This is a genomic window from Bradyrhizobium sp. RDM12 (assembly GCF_051917485.1).
Lineage (GTDB): Bacteria > Pseudomonadota > Alphaproteobacteria > Rhizobiales > Xanthobacteraceae > Bradyrhizobium.
In genome coordinates this window covers 7,975,492-7,992,257 of the sequence record NZ_CM133064.1, presented here as the reverse complement: position 1 = coordinate 7,992,257, position 16,766 = coordinate 7,975,492, and the positions used below count along the sequence as shown (strand labels likewise).

The following is a 16,766-nucleotide window of genomic DNA, read 5'->3' as shown; positions in this document are numbered from 1 at the left end:
GCCGCTTTGCGTCTCGGCCGTGCGGCGTCGATCCCTCGCGCAAGGGGATGCGGAGCTCCTCGCCGGGGGCACTCGGAAAAGGGGCTCGCCTGCGGCGATCGCTATCACTGCCCCGTTCCCGGGTGCCGTTATTGAACCGGTCTCGTCGCTGCACTCGGACCCGCGTGCCCCTTCGGGTCGCTATGCTCACGCTCTCCGGGTGCCATTGCCCGGTGAGCGATGCGCCCCTGGCGCACGCCTGGTCGGCCTGCGGCCCTAGGTAGCTCAACGCAATTCCCATGAATACCCGATGGAAGGCGGGCTGCGTCGCAGATTTCGCATTCTCTCAGGTAGAGGCGAGAGTCAGAGTGTCGCGCGGTTTTGCCGTGACGGGTTACAGGCTGCGAGAGAGCTCGCGGCGCCCGTCGCGGAGATCCGCGATGTCCAGACATTATCCTCGGGCGCGCACCGGTGAGGACCGGACGAGCCTTTATGACGGCGTCACCAGCAAGATCATCGCCGAGCTGGAGGCTGGTCGAGTGCCGTGGGTGCAGCCTTGGGACACCGCGGCTGCGAAGGCGCCTCTGGCCATGCCGAAAAGCGCAGCGTCCGGGCGCCAATACAGCGGCATAAACATCTTAATTCTATGGGGTGCCGCGACCGAACACGGATTTACAGGCCAGAGCTGGCTTACCTTCCGCCAGGCGCTGTCGCTCGGTGGTCACGTCCGCAAGGGCGAGCGCGGAACGACCATCGTCTATGCCGACCGCTTCGTGCCTGCCTGCGAAAAGCGCCGCGCGCACGAGACCGGAGAGGAGGCACAAGTTGTCCCATTCCTGAAGCGCTTCACGGTCTTCAACAGCGATCAATGCGACGGCCTGTCTCCAGAGATCGCGACGACGGCGCCGCCTCCGCCGCCAGGCCTGATCGAGCCGCAGGTCGAACACCTGATCAAGGCGACCGGCATCGACTTCCGCATCGGCGGCAACCGCGCCTTCTATTTGCCGACGGAAGATTACGTCCAAGTGCCCCCACCGCAAGCCTATTTCGAACCGATCAATTGGCATCGAACGGCCTTGCACGAGCTGGCGCATGCCAGCGGCCATCCGTCACGCCTCAACCGCGACTTGTCGGGCAGCTTTAGGTACCAGGAAGTATGCCTTTGAGGAGTTGGTTGCGGAAATCTCGTCTGCGTTCAGCTGCGCTTCGCTTGGTATAGTGCCGACGGTGCGGCACGCCGATTATATTGGCTCGTGGCTTGACGTGTTGCGCGAGGACCATCGTGCAATTGTCCGGGCCGCTTCCCAAGCCAGCAAGGTCGCAGACTATCTCCTTGGATTCTTACCCGAACCCGCTGTCGACATGATGGCGGAGAGAGCGGAGCAGGAAGCGGCGTGAGGCTCTACTCGGCCGCCGCGGGCACGAGAGTGAGAGGGTGGGTTCGCTTTCCGCGACGGGTTGGAGGCCGAGAGAGAGCTCCCGGCTGCCCGTCGTGGAGAATCGATATGACGAAGGCTGTCCAAAAGATCACGCTGTCGCCCTCGCGCGATATTCCGTTCAACAAGCTGGTGCTGAGCCAGTCCAACGTCCGGCATGTGAAGGCGGGCATTTCGATCGAGCAACTCGCCGAAAGCATCGCGCAGCGTACGCTCCTGCAGAGTCTCAATGTGCGCGCGGTTGTGGACGCCGAAGGCAATGAGACCGGCATGTTCGAGGTGCCGGCCGGCGGCCGGCGCTATCGCGCGCTGGAGCTTCTCGTCAGGCAGAAGCGCATGGCGAAGACGCAAGTCGTTCCTTGTGTCGTGCGCGAGGGAGGCATCGCTGAAGACGACTCGCTTGCAGAGAATGACGAACGGATAGGGCTGCACCCGCTCGATCAGTTCCGATCCTTCCAGACCTTGAGTGGGGCCGGCCTGTCCGACGAGGATATCGCGGCCCGGCACTTCGTGTCCCCGGCCGTCGTGAAGCAACGACTTCGGCTGGCGTCCGTGTCGCCAAAGCTCCACGACGTCTATGCCGAGGACGGCATGAATCTCGAGCAACTCATGGCCTTCTCGGTTACAGCCGACCACGCCAGGCAGGAGCAGGTCTGGGAGAATGTCAGCCGATCCGGCTATGATGAGCCATACCAGATCCGACGAATGCTGACGGAAGACACCGTGCGCGCGTCCGATCGCCGCGTTCAGTTCATTGGGCTTGAGGCCTACGAGCAGGCTGGTGGCGGAGTTTTGCGGGATCTGTTCGAGCACGATGATGGCGGCTGGCTCCAGGACGTGTCTTTGCTCGATCGTCTCGTGACAGAAAAGCTCAAGGCCGAGGCCGAGGCAATCGCTGCGCAGGGCTGGAAGTGGATTTCGGTCGCCGTCGAATTCCCCTACGGCCACACGGAGGGCCTGCGCGAAATCGAGGGTAAATCCGTCGATCTCTCCCCGGAGGAGCAGGCCACCATCGACGCACTGAACGCCGAGCAGGCCAAGCTTGAATCCGACTATCAGGATGCCGACGAGTTGCCCGACGAGGTCGATCAGCGTCTCGGCGAAATCGAGACGGCACTGGCCGCGTTCGAGGACCGGCCGATGATTTACGATCCGGCCGAGATCGCCCGCGCCGGCGTCTTCGTCAGCATCGATTCCGAAGGGCGCCTCTCGGTCGATCGGGGTTACGTCCGGCCGGAGGATGACGTGCCGGCAGACGATCCTGATGTCGGGCAGGCCGCCGACACACAATCGGTCGAGGAAAGGCGGCTGGTCCTTCCGTCCAACGCACGGTCATCGCCGTGGCTAGCGGCGCGACTGACGCGCAAGAAGATGATGAGGACGCGACAAAACCTCTGCCGGATCGGCTAATCACCGAGCTGACGGCGCATCGCACGCTGGCATTGCGGGATGCGCTGGCAGAAAATCCTGCGATCGTGTTCCAGGCGGTGCTGCACAACTTCGTGCTGACGGCCTTTTACCGGTTCGCATCGTCCGGAAGCTGCCTTGAGATCGGACTTCGCACGCCGGCCTTTCCGGCTCAAGCCCCTGGCTTGAGGGAAAGCGCGTCGGCGAAGTCCGTCGAGGCGCGGCATGAGTCCTGGAAGGCACGCCTGCCGAAGGGCGGGAACGATCTCTGGGATGCGCTCACGGCCCTCGACGGCGCCGCACAGGCATCCCTGTTTGCTCACTGCGCGTCATCTGCGGTCAACGCTCTCTACGAGCCGGCCAACCGCTACAATCAGGGCCGCGTCTCCGCCCACGGCGTCCGTACCCGGCTCGACCATGCTGATGTGCTGGCACGTGCCCTCGGCCTCGACATGGTTCGAGCGGGGTGGCAGCCCTCCGTCGACAACTATCTCGGCCGGGTCACCAAGCCTCGCATCCTGGAGGCGGTGCGGGAAGCCAAGGGTGACTCTTCCGCGCAATTGATCGACCACCTGAAGAAGGCCGATATGGCCAAGGAGGCCGAGCGCCTTCTCGATGGCTCGGGCTGGTTGCCGGAGCCGCTGCGTCTCGTCGATCCCAATGCGGCGTCAGGAGAGCAGGAGAGTGAAGCTGGCCCGTTGCCCGAATTCCTCGCCGACGATGAAGATCGGGAGAACGCGAGCGACGAAGATCCGCAACAGCTCGACGCAGCTGAGTGACATCGCAGAAGGGATGGCTCCATCCGTCCGGCGATTGCTTGGGGACCGGCGTGCCGCGCCGGTCCCTATTCTTATGGGCGAGGGCTGAGAGGAGAGTCGGGCCGGGAAGGGTTTGAGCCGTCGGGTCTAGAGGAGAGCGCCTGATGGTTCGACCCCTTCCTGCTCTCTGAAAGAACCCTGTCATGACTGAATCTCTCGCCGGCGGCGCGGCCGCCGCGCCGCTCTCGATGCGTGCCGCTGCAACTTTCACCTCCGCCGCCGTCCGGGCCGCGCGACAGCTCGTGATTGATCTCGAGCGCGGCCGGCGCATCGATGCCGCTGTCCTGCGTAGCGCCATGGAAGCTGCCTTCGGCGCTTCCGACGCCACTGGCGCCTGGAACTGGAAGACCGCCTATGACGCCTGCGAGGCGGCAACGGTTCTGTTCCTTCGCAAGTTCGGCCCGGCCATCCGTGTCAAGGCCGGCTCGACGGCCGCGATGCTGCCGATGCTCGCGAAAATCGCGCGCTGCCTGCCGACCCACACGCGGCGCTCGGAGGACAGCCAGGCCCTTCAACAATTCTCAACACCGATCCCGCTGGGGCTGGCTGCATGCACCGCAGCCGGCATTACGTCTGCCGATCGCGTTCTGGAGCCCTCCGCGGGGACCGGCTTGCTCGCCATCTTTGCTGAGCTCGCTGGCGGCGCCTTGGTATTGAACGAGCTGGCCGAGGCCCGCGCGGCCTTGCTCGATCAACTGTTCGCCAACGTTAAGGTCACGCGGTTCGACGCCGCCCAGATCGATGATCACCTCGATGCGGGTGTCATACCAAGCGTCGTCCTGATGAACCCGCCATTCTCGGCATTGGCGAACGTCGATCGGCGGATGGCGGATGCGGCGCTCCGGCATATCGCCTCTGCCTTGGCGCGTCTTTGCGACGGTGGACGTCTGGTTGCCATTACCGGCGCAAGTCTTGCGCCGGACAATCCGGCATGGCGAGATGCCTTCGTTCGCCTCCAGGAGCGCGGGCGGGTGGTGTTCTCTGCAGCCATCGATGGCGCGGTCTACGCGAAACACGGAACGCAGACCGACACCAGGCTGCTCGTGATCGACAAGCAGTCCGCCGCAGATCCGAAAGTCTTTCCGGCCTCGCTGGGCATGGCGGGCGATGTCGCCACATTGCTCGACTGGGTGATCCAGCATGTGCCGCCGAGGCTGCCCGTCGCCACCCCTGTCGTGGTTGACGTCATCAGAAGCCCCGCGACGTCTCGGCCGGCCGGCGCCTTTGCACCCAGCTCATCGTCCTCTTCGCGAGATGGCGCACCACAGGGCGCTGAACTAAATTACGAGACGGTCGAGTGGACGCCTCCGGAAGGCGCCCGGCTCACCGATGCGCTTTACGAGGAATACACACTGCAGGCGATCCGTATTCCGGACGCGCATGCGCATCCGACCAAACTCGTGCAGTCCGCCGCGATGGCCTCGGTCGCGTCGCCGAAACCCTCTTATCGGCCACATCTGCCAGCCAGTGTCGTGGCGGATGGCATCCTGTCGGACGCCCAGCTCGAAAGCGTCATCTATGTCGGCGAGGCGCATTCCGAGTTTCTTGCGGGCTCCTGGACGGTGGATGCGACCTTTGATGTTGTGGCTGCCGCACGCGACGATGCAGACAATGCCGTGCGTTTTCGCCGCGGCTGGTTTTTGGGCGACGGCACCGGTGCGGGCAAGGGGCGGCAGGTCGCGGGCATCCTGCTCGATAACTGGCTCAAGGGTCGCCGCCGTGCGGTCTGGATCAGCAAGTCCGACAAGCTGATCGAAGACGCGCAGCGGGACTGGTCCGCGCTCGGCATGGAGCGGCTGCTGGTTACGCCGCTCTCCCGGTTTCGTCAGGGCACAGCGATCCGGCTTGCGGAAGGCGTCCTTTTCACCACCTACGCTACGCTGCGCACCGACGAGCGTGGCGAGAAGCTTTCGCGCGTGCGGCAGATCGTCGAATGGTTGGGCTCCGACTTCGACGGAGTGATCGTCTTCGACGAGAGCCACGCGATGCAGAACGCGGCAGGCCAGAAGGGCGAGCGCAGCGATCAGGCGGCCTCCCAGCAGGGGCGCGCCGGGCTCAGGCTTCAGCACGCGTTGCCGAATGGCCGTGTCGTCTATGTCTCCGCGACCGGCGCCACGACGGTCCACAATCTCGCCTATGCCCAGCGGTTGGGCCTGTGGGGAGGCGCCGATTTCCCGTTCGCCACCCGCGCCGAGTTCGTCGAGGCGATCGAGGAGGGCGGCGTCGCGGCCATGGAGGTGCTGGCTCGTGACCTCAAGGCGCTCGGTCTCTACGCGGCGAGGTCTCTATCTTACGAGGGCGTCGCGTACGAGCTCGTCGAGCACCAGCTCACGCCCGAGCAGGTTCGGATCTATGACGCCTACGCCGGCGCGTTCAGCGTCATCCATAACAATCTCGACGCGGCAATGCGGGCCGCCAACATCACCGGCGCGACCGGCACGCTGAACGGCCAGGCCAAATCGGCCGCGCGGTCTGCCTTCGAAAGTGCCAAGCAGCGCTTCTTTGGCCACCTCCTGACCTCGATGAAGACGCCATCGTTGATCCGCTCGATCGAACGCGATCTTGACGCCGGCCATGCCGCTGTCATCCAGATCGTCTCGACCGGCGAAGCGCTGATGGAGCGCCGGCTTGCCGAGATCCCAACGGAGGACTGGGGCGACGTCCAGGTCGACATCACCCCACGTGAGTACGTCCTCGACTATCTCGCCCATTCCTTTCCGGTCCAGCTCTACGAGCCCTTCACCGACCAGGAAGGCAATCTCTGCTCCCGGCCTGTCTACCGTGACGGCCAACCGGTCGAGAGCCGGGAGGCCGTCGCTCGCCGCGATCGCCTCATCGAGAAGCTTGCCTCGTTGCCGCCGGTACCGGGAGCGCTGGATCAGGTCGTTCAGCGCTTTGGTACTGATCTGGTCGCGGAGGTGACCGGCCGCTCACGTCGCATCGTTCGCAGGGGCGACCGGCTGGTGGTCGAAAACCGGGCAGCTTCGGCTAACCTCGCCGAGACGGCGGCCTTCATGGACGACGTCAAGCGGATCCTCGTGTTCTCCGACGCGGGCGGCACAGGGAGGAGCTACCATGCCGAGCTGTCGGCGCGGAATCGCCGCCTGCGGGTTCACTATCTGCTCGAGCCCGGCTGGAAGGCGGACGCCGCGATCCAGGGGCTCGGCCGCACCAACCGGACCAACCAGGCGCAGCCGCCGCTGTTTCGTCCGATTGCGACCGACGTAAAGGCCGAAAAGCGCTTTCTCAGCACCATCGCCCGCCGGCTCGACACGTTGGGAGCCATCACGCGCGGCCAGCGCCAGACCGGCGGGCAGGGCCTGTTCCGGCCCGAGGACAATCTCGAAAGCCAGTACGGCCGCGACGCGTTGCGCCAACTCTACACGCTGCTGGCGCGCGGCAAGGTCGACGGCTGCTCGCTCGAGAGGTTCGAGGATGCGACCGGTCTGAAGCTGACCGACACCAATGGGCTCAGGGATGACCTGCCGCCGATCACGACATTCCTGAACCGGTTACTGGCGCTCACGATCGATCTTCAGAACATCCTGTTCACCGTCTTCGAGCAGCTATTGACGGCCCGGATCGAAGGCGCAGTTGCCTCGGGCACCTATGACGTCGGGTTGGAAACGCTCCGCGCCGATAGCTTTGTCGTCACCGGCAGGCGCACGATCTATGTCCATCCGGGCACCAGTGCCGAGACCCGGCTGCTCACGATCACCCAGCGCCTGCGCAATCATCCTGTGGGTCTGGATGATGCGCTTGCTCGCGTCTTCGATCGCAACGCCGTCCTGCTGATCAATGAGCGCTCGGGACGAGCCGCCGTGCAAGTCCCAGCCCCGAGCTTCATGCTTGACGACGGCGAGATCGAACGGCGCCTCCGGCTGATCCGGCCCATGGAGCAGCACAGCGTCGCCTTGACCGCCATGGCAGAGAGCCATTGGGTGGAAGTTGATCGTGAACGCTTCGCCACTGCCTGGCTGGCGGAGCTTGCCGAGGTGCCCGAGTTCACGGAAGGCACGATCCACGTCGTGGCCGGCTTGCTGCTGCCCATCTGGAAGCGGCTGCCGAACAGATCGACCCGGGTCTATCGGCTCCAGACCGATTCGGGCGAGCGGATCATCGGCCGCAAGGTTTCAGCGACCTGGGTCGCGAACGTCCTTGCGGCAGACGCGCCGGTATTGACGCCGGACGCTGCCTTTGCAGCGCTGATGGAAGGGCGGATCGTCCTCGAGCTTGCGGAGGGACTCCAGCTTCGCCGTGTCCGGGTGATGGGCGCACACCGCATCGAATTGTCGGGCTTCAACGACACGATGCGCGACCGCTTGCGGGCCTACGGCCTCTTCGGAGAGATCATCACCTGGAAGCTGCGCATGTTCGTGCCGACGGACGCAAGCGGCGTCGAGATGCTGGCGAAGGTGCTCGACAGCTACCCGGTCGCGCGCATCGGCGAGCGGGAGGCCGCGTGATGTCCCGCGATGCTTCTGAACTGGCAAGCCGCCTCGCGCGCGAGGCCGAGGCGGTGTGCCGACACTATCTCTCCAATGGCAAGCGGGCGGGGCGGTACTGGTTGGTCGGCGACGTCCACAACACCCCCGGCCGCTCACTATTTGTGCGGCTCCAGGAATCGCCGAAGGGGCCGGCGGGCAAGTGGAGCGATGCCGCAACCGGCGAACATGGTGATCTCCTCGACATCATCCGGGAAAGTCTGGGTTTGCGAGACTTTCGTGAGGTCGCCGAGGAGGCGAGGCGCTTTCTCAAGCTTCCCCGTTCTGAGCAGCAACCGGCCCTGAAGCCTGTTCGTTCCCTAGTGCCGCTCGGATCGCGGCAAGCTGCCCGTCGGCTCTTTCAGATTTCCAGTCCGATCGAGGCGACCATTGCCGAGGCATATTTGCAGCGTCGCGGTATAACGCGCATCCACCATGGTGGCAGTCTGCGTTACCATCCGCGCTGCTATTATCGGCCCGACGACCATTTGCCGACCGAAACCTGGCCAGCGATGATCGCCTGCGTCACGGACCTCGAAGGCAGGATCACCGGCGTGCACCGCACCTGGCTCGATCCGGACGGCTTTGATCACATTCGGCTGGGCAAAGCTCCGATCGACACGCCACGACGGGCGATGGGCGACCTGCTCGGCAATGCCGTTCGGTTCGGCGTGGTAGACGACGTACTCGCTGCCGGGGAGGGTGTCGAAACCATGCTTTCGCTACGCTACGTGCTGCCGACTATGCCGATGGCGGCTGCGCTTTCGGCCAATCACCTCTCGGCCATGTTGCTCCCGACCGGCCTGCGTCGCCTCTACATCGCACGCGATGCCGATGTCGCTGGCGATACGGTGCACGCCGTTCTGACCCAGCGCGCAGCAGATGCCGGCATAGAAGCAATCGCGCTGTCGCCTCGATTGGGTGACTTCAACGAAGATCTGCATGTCTTCGGTTGCGATACCCTCCGAGCAGCCTTGCGGTTTCAGCTTGTGCCAGAGGATATCGTTCGCTTTCTGCATCCGTCGACGGCAGCCGTGGAATAGCTGACCGTCTCCCATCGACGTCGATGGGCGGGTCATAGGCGATGCCAATACCGGAAGAGGACGCGACCTCGGCCTTCTAGAGGGCGATCGGACGGCATGCGGCTCGGGCCGGCAATGGCTGCGTCCGGCTATTTTCCGCCGCGCGCCGGCGATGAGAAGCCACATGAGCAATCCGAGAGGCGCGCTTTGCATCGCGAAGCAAAATAGCCGGTCTTCGCCATCCTCCGCTGTCGCTGCGGCCCATTCGGGTTCTGGCCCGTTCCGCCTGCCGTCAGAGGATCGCCACGAAGGCCGCGATGGGCGCGGCCGATCCGGCAAAGGACCTCTTCCCATGACCGACCATGACGACATCGAGTCGCCGCACGCCTCTTCTTCAACCGACCACGTCCTCACCGAATTGCAGCTCTTCGGTTATCGTCCCTTCGACGACCAGCCCGATCCAAGGCCGCTCCCGGAGGGCAAGATGATCGCTGGCGCCGTGGCCGATATCTTCGACGCCCTGGTTGCGACCCTGAACGACACGCGGCTTGAGCCGGACCTTGACGATCTGCTCTGGTCGACCGTCAACCTGTTCCATCGGGCCCTCGACCGCATCGAACGGCAGCTCGACGACAACGAACAGGCGCAGCACAAGAGCCAGCGCGAGCAGAACGGCTCGGAAGTGCGATCGGTCGAACTCGAGCGCCTGACGGCCGAAGGCATCTCGCTGATCGAGCGCCGCAATTGCCTGGAGCTATTCCGGGACCAGGCCATCGAGCGATTTGAGGTCCACACCGGCGGGGCCTGGCGTCCTCGGTCGGGATCATTGGTCAATCACCGAACGCTCACCGCAGCGATGATCGACTCCGCGACTTCATCGCCGCCAAGCGTCGTGCAGAGGTCGAGGTCATGTTGCCACCAGGACCGAAGATTGCACTCACTGGAGGGCTCGATTTCAACGACCACCACCTGATCTGGGATCGCCTCGACAAGGTTCATGCCAAGCACCCCGACATGGTCCTCCTCCATGGCGGCTCCCCGAAAGGCGCCGAACTGATCGCCTCCAAATGGGCGACCAATCGCAAGGTGCCACAGATCGCCTTCAAGCCCGATTGGACGAAACACGCCAAGGCGGCGCCGTTCAAGCGCAACGATGCTCTGCTCGAGCTTCTGCCGATCGGCGTCATGCATTTCCCGGGCACAGGAATTCAGGACAATCTCGCCGACAAGGCGAAACGGCTCGGTATTCCCGTCTGGAAGTTCGGCGGTGCATGAGCGCCGTCGCCTCGAAGACGCCAAGGTGGAGTTGCACGCCGCAACTCCGCCTCGTTTCGTTTTTACATCTAAAACTGCGCCGTGGTGGTGGTGGAAGGCGCGATTGATAAATCCATGCACATGGAGCCACCACCATGCTCGCCATTGGGCTTGTTCTCAACACACTCGGTATCGGTTTGTTTTGCTGGGCGATCTTTGCGCTCGCGGTGTACGCTTTGCCGTTTTTCGTCGCGCTGAGTATCGGGATGACGGCGTTACAGGCCGGCGCTAGTGTCGTCGGCGCACTGCTTGTCGGAATCGCTTCCGGCGCGCTGACGCTTGCCGCTGGTCAGGTTGCCGTCGCCGTTAGTCGGTCCTGGACCTTGCGCGTCGCGATCGCAACCGCATTCGCCGTCCCTGCGGCAATCGCTGGTTATCATGTGGTGTTTGCCACGTCGCAGATCGGGGGGTCTTCGCTGGCTTGGCACGAGGCCTTCAGTTGCGTAGGTGCGGTTTGCATCGGCGGCACGGCATGGACGCGCTTGACCGTGTTTGCGGAACTCCGCCCGTTGGAGTCGGGCGGGGTGGCGGAGAGGTCCCAGCCAATTCTTACGGCCACTATCCGCAAGGGATGATCCTTGCGCCTTCATCATCGAACAGGTTCGCGTAGATCGATGCGTTGAATGAAGGATCATCGGGACGCGAGCGGGGAGGCAGTCCTTCTCGGAGTGCCTTGACCAATCCGCAGCCATTTCGGACCGACCCACGTAGCTGCAGCGGTGCGGTGTGCCCTTGATCATTCCTTGGAAGACGATACCGCCCTTTGCAGCGGATTGTTTCTCTTTCTGCGCCGACCCGTACCAACCTCTTGTTCAGCAGAACCGAGATTCGCCAATCTTCTCAGGACTGCGGTTCAGCACGCGGACCACGTGGCCTCTTTGATGGCTTGATCTGGCCGAAGACCGGCTGCGCCTCGATCGTCTGAGCCGCAACGCCGTTGCTGCGACTTTCTTCCCCTGGGCTTCGCCCATTCCTCGCGAGACAAGAAAGTCGCCACAACGGCGTCCTCCGCTGCGCTCCGGCCCTTGAAGCGGGTGCGTCGCCGATCGTCTTCGGCTTCAGATCGCCATCGAGGCCGCGGTGGTCGCGGGCTCGAAACACAAACAGGAGAAGTGACATGGCTAACATCGGTTCCTTCAAGAAGGTCGGTAACGAGTTTCACGGCGAGATCGTCACCCTGAGCCTTCAGACCAAGGGCGTCCGCATCGTCGCCGAAACCAACCGCTCCAGCGACAACGCGCCTAGCCACCGCATCTACGTGGGACGGGCGGAGATCGGGGCAGCCTGGTCAAAGCGCTCCGAGGAGGGCCGCGACTACCTCTCGCTCAAGCTCGACGATCCCTCCTTCAACGCACCGATCTACGCGAACCTGTTCGATGACGAAGGCGGCGAGGGCTACACCCTGCTCTGGTCGCGGCCGCGCAAGAACGGCGAGTGAAACTCGCTCTAAAGCCCCGCCCGAGTTGATCGGGCGGGTTCCTTTCGGAGCCTAAGGTCGAAAACATCAACGCTGCCGCTGCATCGGCGCAGTCGATTTTCGTGATTTCGCGTTCTAGAACTCGCAACCAATCTGGGTGGCCATAAAGTCGCTCTTACGCAGCAGTGCTATTTCTTCTTGGAACGTGGGCTCGCCGGCTTGCGCCCTAGGCGAAGTTCTTCGGTGTCGTCGCTCTTCCGGGGGCTGAACAGAGAGTTCAGAAAAGTGAAGACCCAGCGTCTCGGCCAGCCGATCGAGAAGATCAATTGTCGGGTTCTCAGATTGCCCCTCGAGGCCACCCATATATGAGTGGTCACGGCGTTCATTTTGGCCAAGTTGATCTTGAGCACCGGTGGGCTTGCCGAGGCTGGTGCCTGTCGCGCGGAGCGCCTCTGCCCCGCCGCCCCGCTACCGTCCGCTGACCTTGCATCGGCCAGCAACAGAGAGGTATTTGATGGCAAAGAGGCGCGGCAGCGAGTGTTCCGAGTCACAAGTGCGCAAGTAGATTCGCATTAAATTCGCGTCGCTGTGCCAAGATGGAGGATGCAGCAGGGATGGAGAATGTGATGGCGGTCCGCCAGCTTGCCTAACTGACATTGAGAGCGATGAAGAGCGTGCCGAACCGAACTCGCTAACGGCGCGCGGAAACGGTGCTGGGTGCGGGTGCTGGCGCTGCGAGCGCGGATCGTGCAGACCTGCGCGGAAGGGGTCAGAACAAGGAAGTGGCGGCCAAGCGTTCTCTTGACCGGCCGACGGTAGGCGGCGGCGTTTTGTGGAGCGGCGTGTGGACGGGCTTCACGACGAGCCGCCCTTGGGGGCGCCCAAGTACGGTTGAGGATGCCCGCATCGAAGCCGTGATCGTGAGGACATCGGAGAGTTGCCCTGAGAACGCTTCCATTGAAGTTCCGGCGGCACGGCGAAGGCCAGTCGCCTGTCGGTGTCGATCGTGCACCGTATCTGGCGGGCCTTCGGGGCTCCAGCCGGACCGGATGGAGATGTTCAAGGTCTCGACCGATCCAAACTTTGTGACCAAAGTGCGCGACGTCGTGAGCCTTTACATCTCGCCGGCGAGCACACTGTCGCTCTATGTGTGGATGAGCAGTCCCAAATCCAGGCGGTGGACCGGAGCGAGCCGATGCTGCCGATGCGTCGCGGCCAGCCGGCCCGAAGGAGCCATGACTGGACGAAACACGGCACCAGTCGCTGTTCGCCGCTCCCGACATTGTGACCGGTCGAGTCATCGGCAAGCGCGAGGGACGTCACCGTGCTCCCGAGTTCTGCAAGTTCCTCGACGAGATCGGGGCCTCAGTGCCGCGCGAACTCGACGTCCAGCTCGTCACGGACAATGACGCCCCGCACAACACCCCAATGATCCAAAGATGGATGGCTAAAAGGCCGCGCTGGGCACATGAACCTGACCCCGACCAGTTCGTCATGGTTCAACCGGGTCGAGCACTTCTTCGCGCTTCTCACCGATAAGAAGATCAGGCGCGGCATCTATTGCAGCGTCGCCGCCCTCCGGGCAGACATCACTTCGTTCATCGACCGACACAACGCCGATCCCAAGCCGTTCCCATGGACCAAGTCCGCCAATGACATCCTTGCTTCCATCGAACCCTTCTGCCGGTACAATGCCCCGACAAACACGATGTGATGTTGTGAACTTCTGGTTCAGGACAGTGCCTTCTATTCCGTCGAACTGCCGCTCGATGCAGACGTTGAAGTCCGTGCCCATGCCTCTTTTGTTTCCGCTTCGCGTCGTTGCTTGAGTGGAGGCTGAAGCACGCGGGTGTCTGGACAGGACCGAGCATGTGCCGTCATGACAAGGCCCGCTGTCCACAGGCGATCGGGAAAGTTCGGACCAGGTGCGGCGTGAAATCCATCGAAGAAGGTGGCCAAGATGCAGGATTTAACCGTGAACACGCGTCTCATTGCATTAAGCAACATCACAGAATTGTTACAGTCAGCTCAGAGCAATTACGGGCGGTCTTAGGAAGCATGTTCAGGCGATTGATATCTCGGCGAATCTCGGAGCGCCCATCCTCGTTGGGGTCCCCGTTCCAGTAGCTTTGCAACCGAGCGCAAGGTCTAGGCGAGATGGAAGAGGTCTTTTGTACGAAACGCTCCACTGAAGCCGAGACACCACACTCAGGTGCGAAACGAGATTGTTCGTTGCTATGTACTGTGTTTGTCGGAGCAAATGCGGCCCAAAATCCACCATTGCGTCTGCTCGAGGAGGGCACGACCACTCGGCAGGGAGTGAGCTGGCAAGGCCAGCCTACCGGCCCGGCGTGAACTGGGGAAAAAGTTCACCTGGGGATGCCGGCGGGCCGAAGAGTAAAGCGATTGGATATCTACGTGAATGGGCAGCGGCCCGGGTTGATCGCTACAGGCGGGGCACAAGCCAATCTTCCAATGAAGTCAAAGCGGTTATGGGCGCGGAGCTATCGGTGCGACTGTACTTCATCGAGAGCCTCATCTGGTGCTTGTAGTATGATCATTCGGAAAACTGGTGTAAACTTCGCGCGAACGCGGCCCGTATTCGGATCGTGCTTTAATTTCGCCGGGGCGGTGAGATGAGCAATTTCACCCAGGAAAGCGTACTGAGCGTCCATCACTGGACCGACAATCTCTTCAGCTTCACCACGACGCGGAATCCGTCGTTCTGCTTCCGCAGCGGCGAATTCACCAGGATTGGCTTCAAGATCGACGAGAAGCCGCTGCTGCGTGCCCGCAGCCTCGCCAGCGCCCATTACGAGGACCGGCTGGAATTTTTCTCGATCAAAGTGCCGGATGCTCCCTTAACCTCGCGTCTGCAGCATCTGAAGGAGGGTGACGAGATCATCGTCAGCCGCAAGGCGACTGGGACGCTGGTCATCGATAACCTCGAGGACGGGCGCAATCTCTATCTGATCGGCACCGGCGCCGGGCTTGCGCCGTTCCTGAGCGTGATCAAGGATCCCGAAACCTATCTACGATTCGAGAATGTCGTGCTGCTGCATGGCTGCCGCCGCGTCGCGGAGCTCGCCTATGGCGAGATGATCACGGAAAAACTGCCGAGCGACGAGCTGGTCGGCGACTTCGTGCGCTTCCAGCTGATCTATTATCCGACGGTGACGCGCGATCGCTTCTGCAACCGCGGCCGGATCACCGACCTGATCGAGTCAGGCAAGCTGTTTACCGAAATCGAGCTGCCGGAACTGGAGCCGCAGCATGACCGCGTCATGATCTGTGGCAGCCCCGCCCTGGTGCGCGACGCCCGCGAGCTATTGGCAGCGAAGGGCTTTGTCGAAGGCGATCACGGCGAGCCGGCGCAATTCGTGTTCGAAAAGGAGTTCGCCGAACGCAATAGTTTGAGCTCTTCTCGGAAAAGAGGTCTACATGAACCATGACGGCAAGGAGGAATTGCGATGAAGCATCTGCAATGACAGAAGAACAGCGCGAGCTTGAGCGCTGCAAGCAAGAGATTCGTCGTCTCTCACAGCTGGTTGCGTTTCTCAAAAGGCAGGTTGTGCAGCTTTCTGAAATCGTCTTACGCAACGTCGTAAAGAGCGCCGGGAACGGAAAATCGGAACGCACGTGAGTCTCTGAGCGACGCCGAAGTAGCGCACTGTTTCCCAGTAGCGTGGCTCCCTGGCTTTGGGCGTCGGTGAGCGGCCCCGCCCTTGCACTCATGGGGGCCGGGCTCTTGGTTTTCAATCAGAAGCGCGGTGCTATATGAGGATTAATGTTTAATCGTGACGGTGACGTTTGGCCTCAACTCGCGGCCTATCTCTACGCTGTGCTTGTCGCGTTGTCTCTGTTGTACGGCATTGGTCAACTTCTAACAGGGGCCAATCTTGAGCTGCCTCTTAACCTCGGATGAGAGAGGATCGGGTACCGTTTGGGAGATCGCACGCGCCTAAGCGAATGGGTGGCGGGAGCGATCAAACGGCATCCGCTACGGGTCCAGCCGCGAAAATGGAATTGTGATGAAGTCATCTCTTCTTATGTGGCGAGACAAGGCTGGGGCGACCTCAATTGAGTACGGCCTGACCGCGGCCGAGATTTCTGCTACTATTGCCCTTGCCCTGACTGTTCTTGGCACCAGCCGCATGCAATTCTTCAGCTTCTCGGCGCGCCAACTCGACAGGTTGGATCCCGTATGTGAATTCAGCAATGATAGGCAAGGCGAATGACCGTCCGCAAATATCAGTTCAGGCACGAGCTGCGGCAGCTGATCGAGACACATCAGCTCCTCGAGTACTTTCGAGGACTTACGTGTTGATCACAGGGGAGCTGGAAGAGGCGAAGAACAGGCTGGAGCTGGACGCCGAGAAATTCCCGGACGAGGAGGTCGACGCCTGTGAACTATAATACTGGCTCGCTTAGCACCGGTGGTCAATCTTCGGGCGGAGGCTCAATTGGAATGGCAAAATCCGGCCTTAACGCGGTCCATTAAACCGTGGGTCTTGAAGCCCCTAGTGTCCGGCTCCTCATAGAAGTGTTGCCGGTTGAACTGCTCATAATCTTCCTTATGCGGTGCACAATATAAGGCTGAGATGGGCGCAGCGAAGCGCTCCGAGGAGCGGCGCGACTACCTCTCGCTCAAGCTCGACGATCCCTCCTTCAACGCGCCGATCTACGCGAACCTGTACGATGACGAAGGCGGCGAAGGCTACACCCTGCTCTGGTCGCGGCCCCGCAAGAACGGCGAGTGAGGCTCATCATCGCCCCGCCCGACAGCCTCGGGCGGGGTTCACTCTTGGAGAAAAGCCGATTGACCAAAGCTGCAGCTGCATCGGCTTGGTCGAGTTGATTTTCACTTGTTTAAGATGCGCCCTTACGTG

7 protein-coding genes and 5 pseudogenes are annotated in these 16,766 nt (G+C 62.3%); all 12 read left to right on the top strand.

Translation table 11 applies throughout. The annotated features are described in order from the left end of the window. Nucleotides 1–419: 419 nt before the first annotated feature. Nucleotides 420–1,377: pseudogene (locus ACTGJ9_RS38715) on the top strand (ArdC family protein). A 107-nt stretch (nucleotides 1,378–1,484) separates the two neighbouring features. Then, nucleotides 1,485–3,601, top strand: a pseudogene (locus ACTGJ9_RS38710) (ParB/RepB/Spo0J family partition protein). Between the two features lie 182 nt (nucleotides 3,602–3,783). Further along, nucleotides 3,784–8,106: a strawberry notch-like NTP hydrolase domain-containing protein gene (locus tag ACTGJ9_RS38705; RefSeq protein ID WP_456675287.1), complete on the top strand. Its 4,323-nt coding sequence runs from the start codon at nucleotides 3,784–3,786 to the stop codon at nucleotides 8,104–8,106. After that, entirely contained in the window at nucleotides 8,106–9,167 is a 1,062-nt protein-coding gene (locus ACTGJ9_RS38700) for a DUF7146 domain-containing protein (protein ID WP_456675286.1), read from the top strand. The genes ACTGJ9_RS38705 and ACTGJ9_RS38700 overlap by 1 nt, the downstream gene beginning before the upstream one ends. Nucleotides 9,168–9,498: 331 nt before the next feature. After that, nucleotides 9,499–10,421: pseudogene (locus ACTGJ9_RS38695) on the top strand (DUF2493 domain-containing protein). Nucleotides 10,422–10,555: 134 nt separating this feature from the next. Continuing rightward, nucleotides 10,556–11,035, top strand: coding sequence for a hypothetical protein (locus ACTGJ9_RS38690; protein ID WP_456675285.1), 480 nt, complete (start codon nucleotides 10,556–10,558; stop codon nucleotides 11,033–11,035). Nucleotides 11,036–11,577: 542 nt separating this feature from the next. Beyond that, nucleotides 11,578–11,898, top strand: a complete 321-nt coding sequence (locus ACTGJ9_RS38685) for a DUF736 domain-containing protein (RefSeq protein WP_247278035.1) — start codon at nucleotides 11,578–11,580, stop codon at nucleotides 11,896–11,898. Nucleotides 11,899–12,555: 657 nt separating this feature from the next. Further along, nucleotides 12,556–13,591, top strand: a pseudogene (locus ACTGJ9_RS38680) (IS630 family transposase); the annotation flags it as partial. Between the two features lie 922 nt (nucleotides 13,592–14,513). After that, a complete protein-coding gene (locus ACTGJ9_RS38675) occupies nucleotides 14,514–15,329 on the top strand; it encodes a ferredoxin--NADP reductase (protein WP_456675284.1) in 816 nt (271 codons plus the stop codon). Between the two features lie 32 nt (nucleotides 15,330–15,361). After that, nucleotides 15,362–15,520, top strand: coding sequence for a hypothetical protein (locus ACTGJ9_RS38670; protein ID WP_456675283.1), 159 nt, complete (start codon nucleotides 15,362–15,364; stop codon nucleotides 15,518–15,520). A 388-nt stretch (nucleotides 15,521–15,908) separates the two neighbouring features. Continuing rightward, nucleotides 15,909–16,115, top strand: coding sequence for a Flp family type IVb pilin (locus tag ACTGJ9_RS38665; protein WP_456675282.1), 207 nt, complete (start codon nucleotides 15,909–15,911; stop codon nucleotides 16,113–16,115). A gap of 354 nt (nucleotides 16,116–16,469) precedes the next feature. Continuing rightward, nucleotides 16,470–16,637 (top strand): annotated as a pseudogene (locus tag ACTGJ9_RS38660) (DUF736 domain-containing protein); the annotation flags it as partial. Nucleotides 16,638–16,766 lie beyond the last annotated feature (129 nt).